The following is a 24,195-nucleotide window of genomic DNA, read 5'->3' as shown; positions in this document are numbered from 1 at the left end:
AAAGATATTGGGTTTGCCTTGAAGCCGTTCTGTAGCAATTTTCAGGATATATAATAAGGAACACTCCAGCTTTGCGGGGCCTAAGCAATACTGCAATTCCTCAAGTTGAAAACTTAATTTTGTCTTTCCCGCATAGGAGCTTTTCTTCCTTTGCGTCTTTTTTCCTGAAGTTGCTCCCATTTTGTAAACTGTTCTTCAGTAAGTATTTTACGTAGTTCCTCTTTTTGATCCTCGTTCATCTCCATACGATCCTGTCTTATTTCATCTCTTTCTTTCTTAGATTTTTCCATGAGCTTTCTTCTGGATTCCATTTGATCCAAATAAAATGTTTTGAGCTTTTCTTCCTGCTGAGCAGTGAGATCTAATTGCATGGTTAATCTTTTGGCTCCAAGAGTTGCCATTTCTTCATTAGACATTTCTGAACGGGGAGAGTTGGGTTCTTGGGCAAATAGGCTGATACTGAACAAAAGGAAAATTGCGGTGATCAAATTTTTCATGATTATATGTTTTAAGTTGCTTATTCTTTGACTTTTAAAAAGATCAATGGTTTAAAAGTCTTGTTTTAAGATGATTTGTTTTGAAATTAATATTATGAATCAATCCCCTCCTAAATGAAATAAATAATTCAAAATACATCTTTTTCTTTTTTGCATCGCCAAAAAAAAACAAAAAAGTCTTGGCTTATTTTAGCATTCTTGAAAACTACAAAAAGCCTTATCGTGCGGATGGCAACCGCTGCGCTCGGCCATCCTCTGCTGCCAGCCTCTGCGGTTTTTCTTGTTTTACTACGAAGACTAAAAGTAGGCTGTTTTCAAAACTCCAAAACTATAATTGCACTTAAAAGCAATCCCTAAACAATAGGTAAAGAGGTTCAAAACCAAAATTCAAAAATCGTTTAGGACGCCATGGATTCTGATTTTTCTTTTTTCTGATGTATCAATTTACATAAATTTTTATTGCTCATTTAAAATCATGCAAAACCACTGAGTTGATAGGAGTTGTTAAAACAAAAAAAGCTGTCGTTAAAAAACGACAGCTTTTTATATAATTAAATTCTTTTAAATTTATTTTATAGGATTCAGGATAAGATCTATTCTTTTTAGAACATCTTGTAGGTGATAACGGGTCAACGTATCTCCGGAACGATATACTGAATTTTTCACTTGTCTTTCCAGGGTCTTTAATTCACCTCTTACAACTGGTCTAATATCACTTTGAGAAACATTTACATTACTTCTGGTGACCCAGTTTCTCCATCTCGCAGGAATTTCATCCTGTTCTTCGTTCATTAAGAATTCCATTCTTTCAATATATGCTCTCTGAAGATTTCTTCTGTAACGATCTATTCTTTTTCCTGAATAGACTTCATCCCAGATGCCTTTTCTGAGATCTGTCATCATATTCAGTAAAGAATAAGCCTCATTTCCGTTGATCTCTTCATTCTCCATCAATCTGGACATTCTTCCGAAATCAAGAATATTATTCAGCGCTCTTTGCTGCATTCCTCTTATACGCTCTATGTTTCCGTCGAATTCAATCTTATTGAAAATCTCCTGATTGATCATCCATTCCGGAGTTTCAAAAAGCTGATCTTGCAAGAAGCTCATTGCTCTTTCCTGAGTGTCTTTATCTACATGCGTGTAAACTGCACCTTCCTGATCGTAGGTCTTGTATTTTTCGTACACCCCACCAATATTAGCAGCAACATGACCCATGTATCTGTTGTATTGAGATAACACCTGCCCATAAAGATCATCAAGATCATCATAATCCTTGCCATCTTCCGCCGTCCATTCTATCAATTTAGGAACAATTCTTTTTAGGTTTTTTATTCCATATTCACTGGCAAGCATGGCATCGTCACCAAGATCTTCGGTTTGCGAACTAGGGTCAATTACCCCACTTTGTTGTCTTCCGAAGCGATATTTGGCATCGCCAGCATGTTCCAGGATCCATTCATCAAGAATTTCCTTTTCTTCCTTGCCTTCTTTTTCAGGAATAGGACGATAACCCCATTGAATTGCATATTTATCATAAACTCCAATTTCAGGCATTAAAGCTACATCACCATCTTCTGGCTGAGCGATATAATTGAATCTTGCATAGTCCATAATAGAAGGTGCCGTACCAAATTCCTGAGTGAATTCGGCATCTCTTAGTTTTTCAACCGGATATGCCACACTACTTCCCATATTATGAGGTAATCCCAGTGTATGTCCTACTTCGTGAGAAGAAACAAAACGGATTAACCTTCCCATTACTTCATCTTTAAAAGCGACACCCTGAGCATCTTCGTTAATCGCTGCAGTCTGTACAAAGAACCAGTTTCTAAGAAGCGTCATTACGTTATGATACCAGTTGATATCTGATTCCAGGATCTCTCCGGAACGTGGATCACTTACATGAGGGCCGTTCGCATTTGGAATTGGTGAAGCGAGGTATCTAACCACAGAATATCTAACATCTTCCGGACTCCAGTCTGGATCTTCCTCTACTGTTGGAGCGTCCTTAGCGATAATTGCATTTTTAAAACCTGCTTCTTCAAAGGCTACCTGCCAGTCTTCAATCCCCTGCTTTATAAAAGGAACCCACTTATCTGGAGTTGCACGGTCTATATAGTAAACAATTTGTTCTTTAGGCTCTACAAGTTCTCCATTTTTGAACTTTTCTAAATCCTCATCCTTCACTTCCAGTCTCCATCTATCCAGATATTCGATAGTTTTACTTTTTTGTGCTTCTAAACCATAGTCGGTTTGTTCTGTAGTGAACCAGCCTACACGCTCATCAAAATACCTTCTTTCCATAGGAACTTTTGGAAGAAGGATCATAGAATTACTGAATTCCATAGAAATTGAACCCGTACTTTCATTTGATGGTGGTTCGCCTGCGTTATAAGTCTTTACGTGTCTTATTTCAATATTTTCAGGATAACTTCTAATGGTATCAATATAAGATCGACTTTCATCAAGTCTGGAAATCTTATAATTCTTCCTGGCGCCATCCTGTAAACCTAATGCCTGAACATCTTTAGTGTAAAGATCTGTAACTTCTATCACCGTAGTTTTGCTTACCGAATCTTTACCAATTGTCTTTACATCAAAAGACTGGATGATAGGTTCAAAATTTGAATTCATTACTGCTTCATGCACCGGTAGGGAATCTGCAGCAAAAACTTCATAGGAAACGACTCTAAGCAATACTTTATCACCTTTCTTTTGCCAGCGATGTACCTGTGTATTTTGCTTTCCACCACCAAAACCTATTCCACTGGCGGTTTTAGCAATACGGGTAACCGTTAACATTTCGCGATTGAAAAGACTATCCGGAATTTCGTAAAAATATTTGCTGTCTACCTTGTGAACACTGAAAAGACCTTTATCGGTCTTAGCGTCCTTGGTGATGACTTTATTGTAAGGTTTGATTCCATTTTCATCTTTTTTGGAATCATCTTTTGCAGCAGTTTCAGTTTTAGATTTTTTCTGAGGCTGAAAAACTGCGCAGCCTGAAACCGTTAGGGAGAGGGCTAAAAGCAGAAGCCTTAGGCTCTGTTTTTTGATCATAAATAGTTTTTTAAGTTAATAAGGTTATTTTGAACACGGAATTTCCTCAAATATAAAAATAAAAAAAGACCGCTATTAGCAGTCTTTTGACTTGGATAAACCGAAAAGGTTTAAAGTGAAGTAAATTTATTTCTGGATTTTCAGTTATGAAATCTTCATATTCAATGTTTCTCCTTCTTTAAAAACATCTATCATTTTATGTTTTCTAAGTCCTTTTACTGCTTTATCCCATTTTTTATTGCTTAAACCTGACTGCTCCTTAATGTCATTAAGTTCATGAACGCTATCATTTTTAAGTAATTTGAAAACTTCTTTTTCTTCTTCGCTTAGTTCAACTGCTTTCTTCTCCGGTTTCATTTGGGGGAAAAAGAGAACTTCCTGAATAGACTGCTTGTTCGTTAAAAACATGATCAATCTGTCCATTCCAATTCCTAGGCCTGATGTTGGCGGCATACCATATTCCAATGATCGAAGAAAGTCGTTATCAATGAACATTGCTTCATCATCGCCTTTTTCTGAAAGTTTCAGCTGCTCTTCAAAACGTTCTCTTTGATCCAAAGGATCATTCAGCTCAGAATAAGCATTAGCGATCTCTTTTCCGCAGACCATCAATTCAAAACGCTCGGTAAGTTCAGGGTTATCTCTGTGTTCCTTACATAACGGGCTCATTTCTTTAGGATAATCTGTAATAAAAGTTGGCTGGATAAATTTCCCTTCGCACTTCTCGCCGAAGATCTCATCGATCAGCTTTCCTTTCCCCATGGTATCATCAACTTCGATATCCATACCTTTTGCAGCCTCGTAAAGTTCTTTTTCAGACTTTCCGGTGATATCAAAACCTGTGTATTCTATAATAGCATCTGTCATACTAAGACGCTTATACGGTGCTTTAAAGTTTATCTTATGTTCTCCAAAAGTAGCATCGGTAGTTCCATTCACAGCCTCTGCGCAATGTTCCAGCAATTGCTCGGTGAACTCCATCATCCAGTTGTAGTCTTTATATGCTACATAGATTTCCATGGCCGTAAATTCAGGATTATGAGTCCTGTCCATTCCTTCATTTCTGAAGTTTTTAGAGAATTCATAAACACCATCAAAACCACCAACGATCAATCTTTTTAAATAAAGTTCGTTCGCAATTCTAAGGTATAATGGAATATCCAGCGCATTGTGATGAGTAACGAAAGGCCTTGCCGCGGCACCACCAGGGATAGACTGAAGAATTGGTGTTTCTACTTCAAAATATTCTCTTTCATTAAAGAAATTTCGCATTGCATTAAAAAGCTTTGTGCGCTTCACAAAAATCTCTTTCACCTTTGGGTTTACCGCAAGATCAGCGTAACGCTGGCGGTATCTTTGTTCAGGATCATTAAATCCATCATGCGTATTTCCTTCTTTATCAGTTTTTGGAAGTGGAAGTGGTCTTAAAGCCTTACTTAACAGGTGGAAATCTTTTACCATCACGGTCATCTCTCCAACCTGAGTTTTAAAAAGCTCTCCTTCAATTCCAATAAAATCACCTATATCCAGCAATTTTTTATAAAGGTCGTTATACTTAGACTTGTCTTCTCCGGTACAGATCTCATCTCTGTTAAAATACACTTGAATTCTTCCTTTGGAATCCTGAAGTTCGGCAAAAGAAGCCTTACCCTGAATCCTTCTGGACATGAGCCGGCCAGCGATTACTACGTTCTTACCTTCTTCAAAATTTTCCTTGATACCGGTAGTGGTATGGTCTACTGGAAAAAGATCTGCAGGATATGGATTGATACCGGCTTTTCTTATAGCCGTTAATTTATCTCGTCTAATTTGTTCCTGTTCTGATAACTGCTGCATATAATTTTTTTTATGCATTCAACAAAAATGCGGATGCAAATATAGTGACTATCAGCCTGCCATACAACGCAATTAAAAGCCGAAATAATAATTCTATCTTTGCATGAAAATTTGATTAAATGAGCGTTTGGCGAGTAATATTATCGGTGCTTTTTCCGCCCTTAGCGGTTTATGACAAAGGCTGTGGTTCAATCCTGATCGTTCTCATACTAACCCTATTGGGATGGATTCCGGGGGTGATAGCGGCACTCATCATATTAAATAATCGGAAGTCTTAGAATATGAACAAGGAAGTTGAAGTAAGAAATTTAGGAATAAAAGATTATAAAGAAACCTGGGATTACCAGGAAAACATTTTCAAAGAAACTGTTGATCTGAAAATTAAAAACAGACGTGAAGGAACCGAAATTCCCACCAGGAACTATTTTCTTTTTGTAGAACATCCTCATGTTTACACCCTTGGAAAAAGTGGCGATGCTGAAAATTTACTTATTTCAGAAAAAGAACTAAAGGCCAAGAATGCCACTTTCTATAAGATAAACAGGGGAGGAGATATTACCTACCACGGCCCGGGACAAATTGTTGGATATCCAATTCTGGATCTGGATAATTTTTTCACAGATATTCATAAATATCTACGCCTGCTTGAAGAAGCAGTGATTTTGACTTTATCTGAATACGGATTAAAATCTGAACGTAGCCCCGGTGAAACAGGAGTCTGGCTGGATGTAGGGACGCCTTTTGCCAGGAAGATTTGTGCTATGGGGGTAAGAGCCAGCAGATGGGTGACCATGCATGGGTTTGCATTGAACGTAAATGCCGATCTTGGCTATTTTGATAATATCATTCCCTGCGGAATTAAAGGAAAAGCAGTTACCTCTTTAAATGTTGAACTGGGACAGAAAGAGATTAACCTTGAGGAAGTCCAGGAAAAGCTGCTGAAGCATTTTCAGGAACTTTTTCAGGCGGAGTTAAAATATCAATAGGCTAAAGCTTATAAAGCAAAATCTCATTTTCGTCACCTCTTACCAGTAATTCCAGTCTCGAATCAAGATCAGCATTGGCGATATCTACTTTTGAAGTGCCAAATACCGGAAAACCGGGAAGTAATTCGGCATTTTTTTCAAAAACATAAACTTTTTGAGCCTGTAGATCTGTAATTGCAATAAGTGATCTCTTTCCGATTTCAAATAATTGGGGATCTGTATAGAGTCCGAAATCTAAAGCGATCTTTTTCTCATTAATAGATAATTCATTTTCGTTTAAATAAACAAGAAGATCATCATTTGCCACTAATCTGTGGTTGTCTGCAAATTCCAGGTTTTTCCTGGAAACTGCTCCGCTTTGGGTTACAGAAATCAGGTTGGAATCAGATCCTGAAGAAATAAATTTCTCCTCGTTTCCATACCATTCATTCTCAGAATAGTTGAAATTTTCATTTACCGGAACGCGAATACTACCTTGTCTACTGAGTATATTCAGCCTACCTGATTTTTCGGCAATTAGAATATAATCTTTATTACCAAGTCTAATATGTTTTGGAGCTTTTACAATTTCAGATTTGGCATTTTCAAAATCAAAACCTTTAATAGACTTTCCCTTGGGGCCCAACATATAAACTTTCTTTCCTTGAGCCAGGACAAAACGATACGTGCGGTTATTGTCGTAATCTAAAACGGCCAGCGGCTGAGTAAGTGGATCATTAAATTTTACGGGGAAAGGCTTTACTGTATTTCCATTTCTATCCAGGATTTCAAGGTGATAACCTGTAGAAAAAGCAAGTTGTTTATTGCCATTTTTAAAAAGATCTACTTGGAAAACAGGACTGGTAATCTGGCTCTCCAATTTTTTCTTCCAGAATATGGTTCCTTTATTAGAAATGAGATATAGCATATTGTCCTCATCCTGAACGCTAATATCCATTTGATCGGTGAGGTGGTTTTTAAAGAAAAACGGAGTGGAGGAAGTCGGTGATTCCAGTTTAAAAGTCGCAATTTGTTTAGCACCATTCCCATTAACCGACTTATCGCTGGAATTTGAGAATATCCCGTGAAGATGGGCGAAATTATCTTCCTTAATAATCTGAAAAGCAGCAAGACTATTTTTTCTGAAATTTAACTTTTCAGAATTTGAAGAATTTTTTATGCTCTCATAGAGTTCAGGTAATCGTGAAACCATAAGCATCGAAGATTCCGATGATAGTGAAGAGATTAAATCTGAATAATAGCTTTTTCCGGCAATTGTGTTAGAATTCTGAAAATCGGCAATTGTTTCTTTAATAAGATCTTTGTTCTTAGAGAATATGATGAAATGGTCCAAAATTCCATAGAAGCGAGTTTCCTCTATGTGCATTAGCTCTGGAATAAGATCTTTAAAAATGGAGGGGTCTTCTAATTCGAATATTGGAATATTGCGATATTTCTCAACTTCCTGCCCCATTCCGGCTAGATTTTCTTTAGAAGTTTCAATCTCTATTGCGTTAAATACAAAAAGTTTGCCTGTTTTCAGCTTTATGGTGGCAACCTCGCGGATATTATTTAAAATCTCAGGAAAATCCCGTTTAATACTGTCTTTAGAAATATTCTTTAGGTTGCTTTTAAGTTTATCTGAATCAAAACTAAAAGAATAGAAAGTTAGGAAATCCTCTGGACATACTTTGCTGATTTCTATTTCCCTGGGTTCGATATCTGAAAATATATCCAGAAAATTTTTATTTGTTCCACTAAGACTTATGCCGTTTACTTTAATTTCTGAGGCATAAATATCAAGATCCAAAGAGCTCCATTCAGCAAAATTATTAAAACCGGGAAAATTAAAATTTTCAAAAAATGCTAAGGATCTTTGAAAAGCAGAATTCCTTAGAATTATCGAGGTTTTATTCGGATCAGACGCATTCAACGCACTCCTGAATGCATCTGAATTTAACAAATTTCGTTCATTGGCAATATCAAGGATTTTACTTTTTGAATTACTAATAATGCTTGTGCTTCCTGTCTCATAAAGAAAGAATTTATTGTTTTCAAGCACGATTCTTTGAAGTTCAATGCCTTCTTCTTTAAAGGTTTCTACACTTTTATTTTGAATAGAATCTAATCTTACAAGTCCCGAGTCTTTTCTGGTAATGATTGAAAAAACTAAAGGTTTAGACGAGATATTTGAAAGATTGATGCTCGTTTCAGATTTAAAATTTAGAAATTGTGTAAACTTTAATTGTTTAGACAATTCGGTTTTCAATCCAAACTCACTTTCTTTTATAAAATTATTATTATTCAGGGTTTCAATAAATTGATGGATATCGCTAGTCAAAATGATCGCTTCAGAATCATTTGGGATATGATCAATAATGTTGAAATCGGTTTCCTGCTTTTTGGAACAGGCGAAAACAGACAATATTGAAAGAAAGACGATGAATCTATTCATTGGTCAGGCTTGGAGTTTAAGCAAAAATAGCAACTTAGAAATCAATCTTCAATTGATCGGGTAGTAGTTTAAAGCTTTTTCGGTGATATTTGGTAACTCCGTACTTTTTAATGGCTGCTCGATGTTCTTTAGTTGGATACCCTTTATTCTTTTTCCAATTATAGTCCGGGAATTCTTCATGTATCTTTTCCATGAACTCATCTCGGTAGGTTTTAGCCAATATAGATGCTGCGGCTATGCTCATATATTTTCCATCTCCTTTTATAATGCATTCATGTGGAATTTTTTGGTAGGGTTTAAACCTGTTTCCGTCGACAATTATATGGTCTGGATCAAACTTTAACACTTGTAGAGCTCGGTGCATGGCTAAAATTGAGGCATTCAGAATATTTATTTCATCTATTTCTTTCATAAAAACATGAGCAACTCCATAGGTGATGGCTTCATCTTCAATTAATGATTTTAGAAAATTTCTATTTTTTAAATTGAGAGTTTTGGAGTCGTTAAGAACGGCGTTTTTAAATTCTATTGGAAGGATAACTGCAGCAGCAGTCACGGGTCCGGCCAGGCAACCTCTCCCAGCTTCGTCTGCACCTGCAACCGTTATTTTAGTATTATAGAAGTTAAGCATTCGTAATTTTGTTGTGATTTTATTAATAAATATTCAAGGTGAATTGCAAGATGCACCAGATAGTTATTGTAGGGTGTTAAAGTTTTAAAGAGTTAAAATGCATTTTTTTTTGGTTTATTAGGAATTTATTAAGATTTTTGGCGCAGGCTAATTCAAATTTAACGAAATAATGAAAAGAAAATTACATGGATTTCTAACACTTTTACTGGTGTTAGTGGTGCAAATTGGTTTTGCACAAGACAAGACAGTCTCAGGTACTGTAACCGATGACGAGGGTCTACCACTACCCGGAGCAACAGTAGTTGTTGAGGGTACTTCAACAGGTGTCCAGACTGATTTCGATGGGAAATACGAAATTGTTGCTACCGAAGGTTCAACATTGAACTTCAGCTTTGTTGGTTTTACATCTCAATCTGTGCCGGTAGGTGCTCAAAATGTTATTAACGTAACATTAGATGTTGATCAGGGAGCTCTGGAAGAGGTGGTAGTTTTGGGTTATAGAACTTCTACAAAAGAGAAATCTTCTGTGTCATCTGTAACGGTTACTGCAGAAACTATTGAGAACAGACCAAATGCTAGTTTCGTTCAGACCCTATCTGGACAGGTAGCTGGTTTGAATATTTCAACTAGTTCTGGGCAACCAGGAGCGAATTCTACGGTTAACTTACGTGGTATCAACTCTATTAATGGTAACACAGAGCCGTTATTTATTATTGATGGTGCTCCTGTAGATGAGGATAACTTCCGTAGTTTGAACCCACAGGATATTGCATCGATTTCGGTTTTAAAAGATGCCGGGGCTACTGCTATTTATGGAAATAGAGGAGCGAATGGTGTTGTAATTGTGGAAACTAGAAGAGGTAGTTTTAATTCTCCCTTAAAAATCAATTATACTGGTATTCTTGGGGTAAATACTCTTCAGGATAATGATTATGATTTGATGAGTTCTCAGGAGCAATTGCGACTGGAGCAACGATATGGAAACGGTAGAGGTACAGGTTTGACCGATGAGGAAATTGCCGCGGCTGAAACAACAGACTGGGCTAATTATTTCTTTAGAGATGCCTTAACTAAAAGTCATACTTTAAATTTATCCAGTGGTGGAGCTAAAACAACTCAGTTTACCTCTCTAGGTTATTCTGAGATTGAAGGTATATTGAGAAACTCAGATTTACAGAGGTTCAACGTTCGTAGTAATGTGTCTGGGCGTAGTGAGAATGATAAGTTTAACTACGGTCTTAACTTGTCTGTGAACTATTCTGAAAATAATGAGCCTAACAGTATTGGGACTGGTGGAATCAACCAGAACTACATTCTAGGTGCGTACCAGTCTGTTCCTTATATTTCTCCTGACGATTACACTAATGGAGCTGATTTGACTTCTCCTTTATCTTTTACAAATACACCGCTATTCCTTATAGATAAATTGAGAACCTTTACAAGGCTCGAAGAGGAAGTTAAAGTTATAGGTAGTTTTAATGCTTCTTACGAGATTTTTGATGATTTAACTGCAGGTATTGTAGCCAGTGCAGATTACAATAGTGAGTTTTTGACGAATGCTACTGCTCCGGATTCTTTTAACGGTTTACTTTTTGGTGGAGCTGCAAATCCAACTGCAGGTGACCAAAGTCAGCAAACTACAAGAGTTTTCAGTTTTAATAATGTAACCTCGTTGAACTACGACAAGGAGATAGGAGATCATACTTTTGGAGTTGGAGCTTATTTGGAATATTTTAAGGCTCACCTAAGAACCTTTGGATATACTGCTGAGGGGCTGGACCCTAAGACTTTCTCTCCTGGAGACGGTTCTGGGTTCGTAGATGATAACTCAGAGAATGATTTCTTTGTAGATCAGGCGAACGCCAATATTCTTAATGCAGGATTATTTTCATATTTCGGTACCTTAGATTGGGATTATGACGGAAGATATGGTTTGTCTGGTTCTGTAAGACGCGATGCATCCTATAGATTTTCGGAAAGTAACCGTTTTGCAACTTTTTGGTCTATAGCGGGAAGATGGAATATTCATAACGAAGCTTTCATGAGTGGTTCCGTATTTGATGTGTTGAAACTAAGAGGCTCATACGGTACTGCAGGTAACCAGAGAATCACAGGTACTACCTATTTCTCAGGTCCAGATTTAACCCGAAACTTTTTCGCAACTGGATCTGGATATGGTGGTCAAAACTCTATATTCTTAAGCCAAATTGCTAATACGACTTTGAAATGGGAAACTGTAACTTCTAGTAACATTGGTCTGGATTTCGAATTGTTCCAATCAAGGCTAAGAGGCTCTGTTGATGCATATTACAAGGAAACAGAAGACCTTTTCCAAAGCACACCGGTTTCTGCCATTAACGCGATTACCAGTATTAATGCTAACGTAGGAAGTTTATCTAATAAAGGTGTGGATCTTACATTGAATTACGATGTTGTTCGTAGTTTAGAAGAAGGTGGATTCAATATGAGAGTGAACCTGGTAGGTAACTATAATGAAACTGAAATATTGGATCTTCCAAGTGATGATGGCGAAATTATAGGGATCGGAAGAGAAGGTGGCAAGCTTTTTGAATATTATACGATTGAGTACGCTGGGGTGAATCCTGCAAATGGTAATGCTTTGTTTTACACTGCAGATGGTGAGGTTACTGAAAATCCTAATGCCGATACAGATCGTGTATGGTTAGATAAGAATATTTATCCTGACTTTACGGGAAGTTTTGGACTTAATATGGATTACAAAGGATTTTTCCTTCAAACACAGTTTAACTATGTAATTGGAGTAGATCGTTATGATTTCGATTTATCAGGGTTCCAGGATCCTACAAGTATCGGACAATTCCGTTCTTCTAATGATTTACAAAGAGCATGGACTCCAGATAACCGTGTAACTGATATCCCGGCATTAAGGGCTACTAATATCGGTGTTTACGAAAGTACCAGATATCTTGTAGATGCAGATTATTTAAGAGTAAGATTTGCTACGATTGGATACAGTCTTCCTAAGACATCCCTTGATCAAATGGGCTTAACTGCTCTTAGAGTTTTCTTACAAGGTGAGAATTTAGCAACGTTTAGCGAGTGGAGAGGTTTTGATGCTGAAGCACAAGATAACACATCAAGAATTTATCCTACTCCAAGAACAATTTCATTAGGATTAGAAATAGGATTATAAAAAATAAATATGAAAAGAATACAAATTTTAATAGGAGCATTCGTTGGTCTATTACTTTTTAGTTGTAATGACGCGATTGAAATTGAACAACCGGGTAGGTTACCTGCAGACGCAGCATTCGAGACGGTTGATGATCTCGAATCTGGTTTATTCGGGGTGTATAATAATATAAATCTGGCCCCGGAAATTGCTTTTAATGCGATATTCACAGATGAGTTGGCTATAGGTTTTGATAATGGTGGACAGGGTATCTCTGACTACGGTTTTAACCTTAACCCTAGTACTCCAGCATCGTCTAATTTCTGGATAAGAAATTATGCATTGATCAACTCTGCAAACAGGTTGATAGACGCGGCAATAGCATTGGAACCAGCTGCGGGAGAGCAGGATAGATATGATGATATTCTGGGGCAGGCTTATGCTATTAGAGCATTTGGACATTTCCAACTACAATCATACTACACTACAGATTATACAGACGATAGTGCATTGGGTGTTATTTTAGTTGATTTTGTACCAACAATTGATCAAAATCTTTTGAGAAATACCAATGGAGAAGTGTTCGGTCTGATAGAATCAGATCTTGACCGTGCTGAAAGTTTACTTAGTACTGAGAGCGCCACAACTTTTATTAGCCAAGATTTTATAACGGCATTTAGAGCTAGAATGGCTGCTTACCGTCAGAATTACGATGTAGCTGAAGCTAACGCATCTGAACTACTGGAAAAGTATGGTCTTGCAACTCAAGAGGAATACCCGGGTATCTTTGCGGACACTAGTAATGCCGAGATTATATTCAAGCTAGAGAGAACAATAGGGGATTCTTATGATGTACAGGGACCAACTGGTACTGTTGCAACAACCGGTTGGATAGGAGCTAGATTTGCTTTTGTAGGACCTGGTTTTGATGGATCACCTTATTTCGAAGCTGGTAGATCACTATTTAATCTTGTGGATACTACTGATGTTCGTTATGATGTTTTATTTGATGAAACTTCAATAATCGATCCTGATTACGCTTCAAAGGCAGGTGGACAGGTTAATGACGTTCTTATAGTTGATAAATATGCTGGATCTGAGGGTCGTCCTCTAATGAATGATCTTAAAGTATTCAGAAGTTCTGAAATGTTGCTAATCCTTGCTGAAGCTTACGCTGCTCAGGGTAATTTTAATGGCGATTCTAATTCAACTGCTTCTTTGATAAAAAGAATGCGGGATGCTAGATTAGGAGAAGATACTACTTTACCTTCTTACGCTGGTATGCAGGAAGCTTTTGCTGATATCTTAGAAGAAAGAAGAGTGGAGCTTGCATTTGAAGGGCATAGGTATAAAGATTTAAAACGTCTTGGAGAAAGAGCAAATAGAGGAGTTCTTAAAGATCCTGTAGATTGTGCTTTCAACGGAGCCTGTACTTTGTCTCCCACAGACTATAGATTCACACTTCCTCTGCCTCTCGTAGAATTTAATGCGAACCCAGGCTTGAGAGATCAACAAAACCCAGGTTACTAATTATAAACTATATAAAAATGAAAAAATTAATATATAAGCTCCCAATACTGCTAATGGTTTTAGCAGTATTTGTGAGCTGTGAAGAAGAGACTTTAATTTTTGACTCTGAAAATGGTCCGGAAGCTGTTCAGTTCGCTAGTCGATCTTTCAACGTTACTGTTCCTAGTGATGATAATGCCACAGTTACTATTCCAGTAAATGTTACAACAACATCAGCACAGGAAAGAACGTTTAACGTAGTCGCTTCAGAATCTTCTACCGCTCTTGGTTCATCTTATTCCATAGGTACAGCTACTATTCCAGCTAACTCTTATGAGGGTACTGTAGATGTAACCTTGAACCCGGATGATTTAGCAGAGGGTCAATCATACTCTTTAGTATTAGAGCTTCAACCATCAACTGCAGGATCAGCTTTTAACAATGTTGCGACTATTAATTTTAATAAAGAAGTAATTTGTAATGACTATAAGTTAGTTATTACTACAGATCAATATGCAGAAGAAACTTCATGGGATATTACTGATAGTAATGGGAATGTAGTTGCTTCAGGACCGGAAGTACCTTATGGTCCTGCTGCTTCTGTGGATAGTAGAGGAAAACAGTATGAGACAGATATCTTTTTAGAAGATGGTTGTTATACGTTTACGATCTATGATGCTTACTCTGATGGTCAGTTTGACGGAGTTTTTGAGGGTGGTTATAGCCTTACATGTTCTATTGTAAATGCTGCTTCTGGAACAGGAGCGTTCGGTGCTTCGGAATCTACAGATTTTTGTGTGAACCAATAGTTAAGTTTTTTTAACTAAATAATAAAAAGGCGATCTTTCAGGTCGCTTTTTTTTATATTTAATCTAACATGGGAAAATTAATTTTATTTGCCTTGATTTCACTGTTTCTCTTCTCTTGTAGTGGGGATGATACTATTGCGCCAGAGCCTATTACGCCTGAGCCTATTACAGATGAAGATAAGTTTAAAGATATCGATACAACTGCTGGTAAGGTCATGTTCCTAAATGAGGAATTAGCCGATGATAATTATGTATTAGTGAATGATGCTGCCGCAAATCGTGTCTTTTTGATTGAAAAAGGAAAGTCAAAAATTTTGAATGAGTGGAATTTATCTTCAGGCATAGGGAATGATGCCGAACTCTTGCCAAATGGTAATTTGTTAGCTTCGCTTATAGTAGAAGATCCAAGGTTTTCTTTCGGTGGTTATGGTGGAATTGTATCAATAATATCACCAACAGGTGCAGAGTTATGGAAATATGAGTATTCAAGTGAAGATTATTTGGCGCATCATGATGTTGAAATGTTACCAAACGGAAACGTGTTAATCCTAGCTTGGGATAAAAAATCAGGAAATGAATTGATTGAAAATGGCTATGGGTATACCAACGAATCTATATACGTTGAAAAATTAATAGAAGTAAATCCTAATAATGATCAAATTGTTTGGAAGTGGAATTCATGGGATCATTTAATTCAGGACTATGATGTAAATGCAAAGAACTTTGGTAACCCAGGCCTGTATCCACAAAAGATTGATCTCAATTATAGAGATTCAATCCATAGAAAATCCTTTGATGGTGATATTATGCATGCAAATGGAATTGAATACGATGAGAGAACAAATACTATTTTAGTGAGTGTTAACTATTATAGTGAAGTATGGGTTGTTGATCATAGCACGACTTCAGAACAGGCTGCGGGTACGACTGGTGGTAATTACGGTAAAGGTGGTGAAATTCTTTATAGGATTGGTAATCCGGATGCTTATGGTAACCCAAAAGGCCAACGCTTATTTTATAGTAATCATGATCCCAATATTGTTCCAGGAACCAATAACCTATTGATATACGTGAATGGGAATTTAGATATTTCTGGAAGATCTACCGTTTATGAGCTTGGACTACCAGATGAATATTCTTTACAAAGCGAAACAAATAATGAGTTAGAAATTATTTGGGAATATAGCCACGAAGATCTTTTTTCACCAAAAGTTTCCGGCGCTTACAGGCTTCGCAATGGTAATACCTTGATTACGGAGGGTACTAGTGGTTTCTGGGAAGTCACTCAGGGAGGGGAAATAGTTTGGCGCTTCGAGGGTGATGGTTTTTACTGGAGAGGATATCCTTATTATCCGGGTGATCCGGAATTAAGTCCTTTAGGATATTAATAAAAAAATGTTCATGCCTAAATTTAGGCATGAACAGCAACGTTCCATTTAGAGGTATCAGCGAAACCAGTAAAGAGCAGATCAAATTATATTTTAATGAACTGTGTGGTCCAATGTAGCGATTGTCTTATGCCCGGGAACATATGTTCCTCAATCAACCTGATTTTGAAGCTATCGATCCTGAAAAAGTAGCCAGGAAATTGACACGATCAACCAGGCTCTGAAGGATAAGGAAATTGATAAGAAGGTCAAATAAAAACTGCTTATACTAAAAAGAATTCTCCAAAAAATTTGAGAAATACCAGCAGCAGGACATTTTGGAGAAAAAGGAATATCCACTTGAAGATTTATAAAAGAGGCCGCCTAAAAAGTACTTTTTAGGCGGCCTCTTTTATACGCTACTAATAAATTACATTTAATTAAGGTATTCTGCAAGAGTATATAAATCATCTTCATCTCTAAATTTAAGCTTCTTATCTTTGATATAGCTTTTCACTTTCTTGTCATTAAAAAACCTGATGATATCTCTTCTCTTAAGTTTTACTTCCTTCGGCATTTTAGAATCTATTGCTATAAAATACTTAACATCATCTTCAAATTTGGCTGGTTTGTCAGTGGTGTAGCTGTTTATAGCTTCTTCACCTTCTGTGAAAATTTTTATATGCTTTTTAAAGATTTTAAGATTATCATTTTCAGTCATGGTTTGTAAATAACCAATACGTCTAATTTCATTGTCGTCATAATATTCTAATAATGAATAATCCTTATTTAGATAAGTAATACCCATCTGCGAGTTTTTATTTAAGTAGACGTTACCATTGGATTGTTTTAATTGAAATGCATCCCGATAAGCGTCATATCTCATTTGAGCATTGATAGTTTTATTGTTTATTTTCAATTGTACAGGAGTAAAATTCTTGTTTAAGAATGGAGTTCCTTTTACATTAGAAGGAATATCATTCTTTCCAAATCCTGTATTTCTTATATAATCTGTAGGTAGATCCATGTTCTGCGAATAAGAGGATGTACCTAACGTGATTAGAACCACAAGTAAAAAAAAAGGTTTAATTCTGTTCATTCTGATTAATTTTGAATTTATATTGATTATAATATTTGCAAATATAATACCATTGATCAGTAATCTATTATTTTTGCATTCAATTCCCTATATATGAAATACTTTATCTTAGTTTTATTAATTTTTTACACTTTTGATGTCTTTGCTCAAAGATCTGAAAGTACTCTAAATAAGACTAAAAAGGAAGGAGTAGAAAAGGATAGTATGCCGCCAATAGAAGATTATAAAATCATTTCTATAAAGAATGATACGGTACATCTAGACACTACCCTTACCATTCTAAAAGACTATAAGTTCAATTATCTACGAAAAGATAATTTTGAGTTACTACCTTTTTCTAATACCGGTCAAACCTATAATAGTTTAAGCCTGAGGAAAGATTATAAAAATACATTTCCCCAGTTTGGAGCAAGGGCAAAACATTTTAATTTTATGGAAGTGGAGGATATAAATTATTTTCATGTACCCACGCCTCTAACCGACCTTTATTTTAAAACCGTTCCTGAACAGGGTCAACAATTGGATGCCCTATTTACGATAAATACCTCTGAAAATTTAAATTTATTCATCGCCTATAAAGGAACACGTGCCCTTGGCAGGTATCAGCATATTCTGACTAGTGCGGGAAACTTGAGAATGGGTTTTAGTTATGATTCTGATAATGGGAAATATCATGCAAAGGCTCATTTTGTTTCTCAGGATTTACTGAATGAAGAAAATGGCGGCCTTACAGATCAGGCAATTCAGCAATATATTGATAAAGAGCCAGAATTTGATGATCGATCTGTTCTTGAAGTGAATTTTGAAAATGCCCAAAATGTGATTTTTGGCAAACGCTTTTTTTTAGATCATGAATATAGATTGACAAAGATTACAGATTCTACCAATATGCTTAGTTTAAGCCATGTCTTTGACTATAGCTATAAAAAATTTGTCTTTAAACAGGATGCTTCCGAAACTGAGATATTCGGGGAGTCTTTTGAGTCAAGCAACCTGAAGGATGAAACCAGGATGAAGAAATTATTCAATGAGGTTTCTGTTAATTATGCAAACAGCCTTTTAGGAGAGCTTTCATTTGGGGCTGGACATACAAATTATAATTATGGGTATAATTCAGTTTTTATAAAGCCCGGAGACACTATCGTAAATAGGATTAATGGAAACCTCCTTCATGTAGTCGGTTCTTATAAGAAGAAGATAGGTGATTTTGCTGTGGAAGCTGATGCTAGATTGAACCTTTCAGACGAGTTTGCTGGAAATTATCTGTCTGCAGCGGCGTCTTATGAGTTTGATGAGAATAATGGAGTGCGTTTCGGTCTTAATCAAAATAGTACCGCTCCAAACTTTAATTTTCTTCTTTATCAAAGTGATTATTTAAATTATAATTGGCAGAACGATTTCGATAATGAAATTTCACAAAAACTTTTTGCTGATTTTAAATCGAAAAAACTTTTTGATGTATCAGGGAGTCTTTCCCAGATTGAAAATTATACTTATTTCTCTTTAGATGAAATGGGGAATGTAAAACCATTTCAGGCTGGTTCTCAAGTTCGATATTTTAAATTGAAAGCCGAAAAGGAATTCGATTTTGGATTGTTCGGTTCTTATAATACAATAATGTATCAAAATGTATTGGAGGGATTAGATGTACTTAATTTACCCGATTTTGTTACCCGGAACTCCATATACTACAAAGATTTTTGGTTTGATAATGCACTTTATCTTCAAACAGGTTTTACATTTAAATATTTCTCAGAGTATGAAATGAATGCTTATGATCCTGTTTTAGCTGAATTCTATGTTCAGAATTCTCAGAAATTAGGAGGATATCCTGTTGTAGATTATTTTTTTAACGCAAAAGTTGACAAAGCGAGGATATTCTTTAAGTTGCAAAATCTTAATGATTTGATAGATTCTAATAATAACTTTACTGCTCCTGGCTACCCATACACCGATTTTTTGATCAGATTTGGCTTGGTTTGGGATCTTTTTCTATAAAATACGAAAATTTCTATTGCTGAATTCTACTCTTATTAGCGGTTTCTTTAAACTATTATAGTGTTCATATTGAAAAGAGGTGCATAATTCTCTGGTTTTTTATTGAATAGTATTTATTCATGTAAAAGTTCCTAATTTTTTTGAAACCTCTTGTGTAATCTAAATTCAGTTGTATATTTGCAGCCGCTTACAAAACGAGCGGGATGTTCACTGACAGTAATGAGAATGGGGTATACGATAGGAAAGGACTTCAAAAATTAACTAAAAAAAAGTAATTTTTTATTTGGTTGGAGAGCAGAAGTCGTTTTATATTTGCACCCGCTTTGGAAACGAAGGGAGTTCATTTGAAAAGGGGAGTTAGCGAATAGACGCTACAAGCTTTAAAAAAGAAACTAAATTTTTTATTAAAAAGGTTTGGTTGGTAAAGAAAAAGCATTGTATATTTGCACCCGCTTTGAGAGAGAGCACACGTTCAGAATTACAGATTGAGATTAAAAGAGACCGCCGAACGGGGCGAGAGTAGAGGTTCGAATCCTTGGGTTTTAACTAGACAATGATCAATAAACAATAAGCAATGATCATCAGGCAATTTTAGGATTGTTAATTGATAACTGCTCATTGATAATTGATCGAAGTTCATTGATATATTGAATTGACAAGGATTATAGAGTATTTATATTTTATAATCAAGTGTATAAGAATTAAGACTAGAAAAAGTCATACTGAGCAATTTCTTTAGTAGTTGTTGAATATATATAAGATTTAACGATGAAGAGTTTGATCCTGGCTCAGGATGAACGCTAGCGGCAGGCCTAACACATGCAAGTCGAACGGTAACAGGGATTGCTTGCAATCCGCTGACGAGTGGCGCACGGGTGCGTAACGCGTATACAATCTGCCTTTAAGCGGGGAATAGCCCATGGAAACGTGGATTAATACCCCATAGTATTATGATTTCACCTGGGATTATAATTAAACATTTATGGCTTAAAGATGAGTATGCGTCCTATTAGTTAGTTGGTAAGGTAACGGCTTACCAAGACGGCGATAGGTAGGGGTCCTGAGAGGGAGATCCCCCACACTGGTACTGAGACACGGACCAGACTCCTACGGGAGGCAGCAGTGAGGAATATTGGACAATGGAGGCAACTCTGATCCAGCCATGCCGCGTGCAGGAAGACGGCCCTATGGGTTGTAAACTGCTTTTATACGGGAAGAACCACATCTACGTGTAGATGCTTGACGGTACCGTATGAATAAGGACCGGCTAACTCCGTGCCAGCAGCCGCGGTAATACGGAGGGTCCAAGCGTTATCCGGAATCATTGGGTTTAAAGGGTCCGTAGGCGGAATAATAAGTCAGTGGTGAAAGTCTGCAGCTCAACTGTAGAATTGCCATTGATACTGTTGTTCTTGAATTATTATGAAGTGGTTGGAATAAGTAGTGTAGCGGTGAAATGCATAGATATTACTTAGAACACCTATTGCGAAGGCAGATCACTAATAATATATTGACGCTGAGGGACGAAAGCGTAGGTAGCGAACAGGATTAGATACCCTGGTAGTCTACGCCGTAAACGATGGTTACTAGCTGTCCGGCCTAATTGAGGGCTGGGTGGTTAAGCGAAAGTGATAAGTAACCCACCTGGGGAGTACGTTCGCAAGAATGAAACTCAAAGGAATTGACGGGGGCCCGCACAAGCGGTGGAGCATGTGGTTTAATTCGATGATACGCGAGGAACCTTACCAGGGCTTAAATGCAGTCTGACAGGTCTGGAAACAGACTTTTCTTCGGACAGATTGCAAGGTGCTGCATGGTTGTCGTCAGCTCGTGCCGTGAGGTGTCAGGTTAAGTCCTATAACGAGCGCAACCCCTGTGGTTAGTTGCCAGCGAGTAATGTCGGGAACTCTAGCCAGACTGCCGGTGCAAACCGCGAGGAAGGTGGGGATGACGTCAAATCATCACGGCCCTTACGTCCTGGGCCACACACGTGCTACAATGGTAGGGACAGAGGGCAGCTACCCCGCGAGGGGATGCGAATCTTCAAACCCTATCACAGTTCGGATCGCAGTCTGCAACTCGACTGCGTGAAGCTGGAATCGCTAGTAATCGCATATCAGCCATGATGCGGTGAATACGTTCCCGGGCCTTGTACACACCGCCCGTCAAGCCATGGAAGCTGGGGGTACCTGAAGTCCGTCACCGTAAGGAGCGGCCTAGGGTAAAACTGGTAACTGGGGCTAAGTCGTAACAAGGTAGCCGTACCGGAAGGTGCGGCTGGAACACCTCCTTTCTAGAGCTTTGTCACCTAGTGACAAGCGACAATTAGTAAGGGAAGTTCAGAGGCCAATTTGGTCTTGATTCTTATCGTCAATTCGATTAAAAATAGTGAAGAGCGAAAAGTGAAAAGTGAAGAGTTGAAAAACTTTGAACTTTAAAACTTTGAACTTGGAACTGTTTTATGGACAGTCTCATAGCTCAGCTGGTTAGAGCGCTACACTGATAATGTAGAGGTCGGCAGTTCGAGTCTGCCTGAGACTACGACCGCGCAAAGCGCGAGTTTAAAGTTACAGGTTGAAAAGTTTAAAGTTAAGCTTGAGAGACTGAAGTTCATTTGAAATAAATTAAAAGGAAATTCTAGAAGCTAAGGAATTCTAATTCTAAATTCTGAATTCTAAACTCGGAATTCAAAAATGGGGGATTAGCTCAGCTGGCTAGAGCGCCTGCCTTGCACGCAGGAGGTCATCGGTTCGACTCCGATATTCTCCACGATTCCTAGAGATAGAACGGGCATAGTTTTTACAAACAACCAGGGAGCGAAAGCTTTTTAGTTTGTAAGATCATCGAGGTTTTATCGTTAGACAGGAAAAAAGTTCATTGACATATTGAGAAACAAAGAATACGAGAACACTATTAGATAGAAATATTTAATATTAAGTAATACATTATAATACTTCTGTTTTGAGCAATCAAAATAGATTAGAGCATTAAGCAAAGCGCATACAAGCTAGATAAGGGCGTATGGGGAATGCCTAGGCTCTCAGAGGCGAAGAAGGACGTGATAAGCTGCGAAAAGTCGTGGGGATTGGCACATACAAATTGATCCGCGAATATCCGAATGGGGCAACCCACTATACTGAAGGTATAGTATCCGCAAGGAGGCAAACCCGGAGAACTGAAACATCTAAGTACCCGGAGGAAGAGAAAACAATAGTGATTGCGCTAGTAGCGGCGAGCGAACGCGCAGTAGCCCAAACCAATGAGTTTACGGACTTATTGGGGTTGTAGGACTGTAACATTGTTTGTACAAGGAATTAGAACAAGTTGGAAAGCTTGGCCATAGACGGTGACAGCCCGGTATAGAAAACTTCGTATAAAGCATAGCAGTATCCTGAGTAGTGCGGGGCACGTGAAACCCTGTATGAATCCGGCGGGACCATCCGCCAAGGCTAAATACTCCTGAGAGACCGATAGTGAACCAGTACCGTGAGGGAAAGGTGAAAAGAACCCTGAATAAGGGAGTGAAATAGATCCTGAAACCATACGCTTACAAGCGGTCGGAGCCCCTTCGTGGGGTGACGGCGTGCCTTTTGCATAATGAGCCTACGAGTTACCGTTGCCAGCAAGGTTAAGCAGTTCAGCTGTGGAGCCGTAGCGAAAGCGAGTCTGAATAGGGCGTTTTAGTTGGTAGTGGTAGACGCGAAACCGTGTGATCTACCCTTGGGCAGGTTGAAGCTGTGGTAACACATAGTGGAGGACCGAACCCGTTGACGTTGAAAAGTCTTGGGATGACCTGAGGGTAGGGGTGAAAGGCCAATCAAACTCGGAAATAGCTCGTACTCCCCGAAATGCATTTAGGTGCAGCGATATAGATAGTTTTATAGAGGTAGAGCTACTGATTGGATGCGGGGGCTTCACCGCCTACCAATTCCTGACAAACTCCGAATGCTATAAAATGATTCATATCAGTGAGGGCATGGGTGCTAAGGTCCATGTCCGAGAGGGAAAGAACCCAGACCATCAGCTAAGGTCCCAAAATATATGTTAAGTTGAAGAAACGCGGTTGAACTGCCCAGACAGCTAGGATGTTGGCTTGGAAGCAGCCATTCATTTAAAGAGTGCGTAACAGCTCACTAGTCGAGCGGTTCGGCATGGATAATAATCGGGCATAAACATATTACCGAAGCTATGGACTTTCAGTTTACTGAGAGTGGTAGGGGAGCATTGTAACAGAGATGAAGGTGAGTCGCGAGGCTTGCTGGATTGGTTACAAAAGAAAATGTAGGCATAAGTAACGATAATGCGGGCGAGAAACCCGCACACCGAAAGACTAAGGTTTCCTCAGCTATGCTAATCAGCTGAGGGTTAGTCGGGACCTAAGGCGAACCCGAAAGGGGTAGTCGATGGACAAGCAGTTAATATTCTGCTACTTGCCCCACGTTAAAGCGGACGGAGGCGTAAATTTGGTGCGTACTGACGGAATAGTACGTTGAAGGGAGTGGTAACACCCCGATAGTACACAAAAGCTACGGCCGGCGTGATAATCCAGAGGAGCGACTTCCAAGAAAAGCGAGTGGAGGCAACCCGTACCCTAAACCGACACAGGTAGTTGGGATGAGAATTCTAAGGTGCTCGAGAGATTCATGGCTAAGGAACTAGGCAAAATTGGCCCGTAACTTCGGGAGAAGGGTCGCCCCCCTTATGGGGGGGCCGCAGTGAAAAGATCCAGGCGACTGTTTATCAAAAACACAGGGCTCTGCTAAATCGAAAGATGACGTATAGGGCCTGACACCTGCCCGGTGCTGGAAGGTT

General features: G+C 38.1%; 13 protein-coding genes, 2 tRNA genes and 2 rRNA genes (1 of these 17 cut by a window edge). 11 read left to right on the top strand and 6 right to left on the bottom strand.

What is annotated here, in order from left to right; all coding sequences use genetic code 11:
- Positions 1 to 113: 113 nt before the first annotated feature.
- The 3 genes from GFO_RS13820 to lysS all read right to left on the bottom strand — a co-directional run bounded on the left by GFO_RS13820 (position 114) and on the right by lysS (position 5,396).
- Positions 114 to 497 carry a hypothetical protein gene (locus GFO_RS13820; protein ID WP_011710777.1) on the bottom strand — a complete coding sequence of 128 codons (384 nt, stop codon included), beginning with the start codon at positions 495 to 497 and terminating at the stop codon, positions 114 to 116.
- A 567-nt stretch (positions 498 to 1,064) separates the two neighbouring features.
- Positions 1,065 to 3,560, bottom strand: a complete 2,496-nt coding sequence (locus GFO_RS13810; protein WP_011710775.1) for a zinc-dependent metalloprotease — start codon at positions 3,558 to 3,560, stop codon at positions 1,065 to 1,067.
- A 144-nt stretch (positions 3,561 to 3,704) separates the two neighbouring features.
- The gene (gene lysS / locus GFO_RS13805; RefSeq protein ID WP_229664755.1) at positions 3,705 to 5,396 is read right to left on the bottom strand and encodes a lysine--tRNA ligase; all 1,692 of its coding nucleotides are present in this window, start codon (positions 5,394 to 5,396) and stop codon (positions 3,705 to 3,707) included.
- Between the two features lie 119 nt (positions 5,397 to 5,515).
- Here lysS and GFO_RS17610 point away from each other — a divergent pair, with 119 nt between their 5' ends.
- Together GFO_RS17610 and lipB are read left to right on the top strand one after the other, a co-directional pair.
- Positions 5,516 to 5,674, top strand: coding sequence for a YqaE/Pmp3 family membrane protein (locus tag GFO_RS17610; protein WP_083830819.1), 159 nt, complete (start codon positions 5,516 to 5,518; stop codon positions 5,672 to 5,674).
- 3 nt (positions 5,675 to 5,677) lie between these two features.
- Positions 5,678 to 6,382, top strand: a complete 705-nt coding sequence (lipB, locus tag GFO_RS13800; protein WP_011710773.1) for a lipoyl(octanoyl) transferase LipB — start codon at positions 5,678 to 5,680, stop codon at positions 6,380 to 6,382.
- A 1-nt stretch (position 6,383) separates the two neighbouring features.
- Here the strand turns inward: lipB and GFO_RS13795 are convergent, their stop codons facing one another.
- Both GFO_RS13795 and GFO_RS13790 read right to left on the bottom strand, forming a co-directional pair.
- Entirely contained in the window at positions 6,384 to 8,816 is a 2,433-nt protein-coding gene (locus GFO_RS13795) for a hypothetical protein (RefSeq protein ID WP_011710772.1), read from the bottom strand.
- Positions 8,817 to 8,850: 34 nt separating this feature from the next.
- The gene (locus GFO_RS13790) at positions 8,851 to 9,447 is read right to left on the bottom strand and encodes a ribonuclease HII (protein WP_011710771.1); all 597 of its coding nucleotides are present in this window, start codon (positions 9,445 to 9,447) and stop codon (positions 8,851 to 8,853) included.
- A 169-nt stretch (positions 9,448 to 9,616) separates the two neighbouring features.
- On the opposite strand from GFO_RS13790, the gene GFO_RS13785 reads away from it, so the two are divergent.
- The 4 genes from GFO_RS13785 (at position 9,617) to GFO_RS13770 (ending at position 16,307) form a co-directional block, all read left to right on the top strand.
- On the top strand, positions 9,617 to 12,622 hold the full coding sequence (locus GFO_RS13785) for a SusC/RagA family TonB-linked outer membrane protein (RefSeq protein ID WP_011710770.1): 3,006 nt from the start codon (positions 9,617 to 9,619) through the stop codon (positions 12,620 to 12,622).
- A gap of 9 nt (positions 12,623 to 12,631) precedes the next feature.
- Entirely contained in the window at positions 12,632 to 14,131 is a 1,500-nt protein-coding gene (locus tag GFO_RS13780; RefSeq protein ID WP_011710769.1) for a RagB/SusD family nutrient uptake outer membrane protein, read from the top strand.
- Positions 14,132 to 14,148: 17 nt separating this feature from the next.
- Entirely contained in the window at positions 14,149 to 14,919 is a 771-nt protein-coding gene (locus GFO_RS13775) for a hypothetical protein (RefSeq protein ID WP_011710768.1), read from the top strand.
- A gap of 68 nt (positions 14,920 to 14,987) precedes the next feature.
- On the top strand, positions 14,988 to 16,307 hold the full coding sequence (locus GFO_RS13770; protein ID WP_011710767.1) for an aryl-sulfate sulfotransferase: 1,320 nt from the start codon (positions 14,988 to 14,990) through the stop codon (positions 16,305 to 16,307).
- A 415-nt stretch (positions 16,308 to 16,722) separates the two neighbouring features.
- Here GFO_RS13770 and GFO_RS13765 read toward each other — a convergent pair whose 3' ends face one another.
- Complete coding sequence (locus GFO_RS13765; protein WP_011710765.1) at positions 16,723 to 17,385, bottom strand: hypothetical protein; 663 nt, start codon at positions 17,383 to 17,385, stop codon at positions 16,723 to 16,725.
- A 93-nt stretch (positions 17,386 to 17,478) separates the two neighbouring features.
- Between GFO_RS13765 and GFO_RS13760 the strand changes: the two genes are divergently transcribed.
- The 5 genes from GFO_RS13760 to GFO_RS13740 all read left to right on the top strand — a co-directional run.
- Positions 17,479 to 19,383 carry a putative porin gene (locus tag GFO_RS13760; RefSeq protein WP_011710764.1) on the top strand — a complete coding sequence of 635 codons (1,905 nt, stop codon included), beginning with the start codon at positions 17,479 to 17,481 and terminating at the stop codon, positions 19,381 to 19,383.
- A 765-nt stretch (positions 19,384 to 20,148) separates the two neighbouring features.
- Positions 20,149 to 21,676: ribosomal RNA gene (locus tag GFO_RS13755) — 16S ribosomal RNA — on the top strand.
- A gap of 174 nt (positions 21,677 to 21,850) precedes the next feature.
- Positions 21,851 to 21,924: transfer RNA gene (locus tag GFO_RS13750), tRNA-Ile, on the top strand.
- A 154-nt stretch (positions 21,925 to 22,078) separates the two neighbouring features.
- Positions 22,079 to 22,152, top strand: a tRNA-Ala gene (locus GFO_RS13745).
- A 230-nt stretch (positions 22,153 to 22,382) separates the two neighbouring features.
- Positions 22,383 to 24,195: ribosomal RNA gene (locus tag GFO_RS13740) — 23S ribosomal RNA — on the top strand (it continues 1,023 nt past the right edge of the window).
- The 16S and 23S rRNA genes sit together here with 2 tRNA genes alongside, the layout of an rRNA operon.

Source organism: Christiangramia forsetii KT0803 (assembly GCF_000060345.1).
Classification (GTDB): domain Bacteria; phylum Bacteroidota; class Bacteroidia; order Flavobacteriales; family Flavobacteriaceae; genus Christiangramia; species Christiangramia forsetii.
Note: the sequence above shows the minus strand (reverse complement) of the source record. Positions and strands in the feature narration are given on the sequence as shown.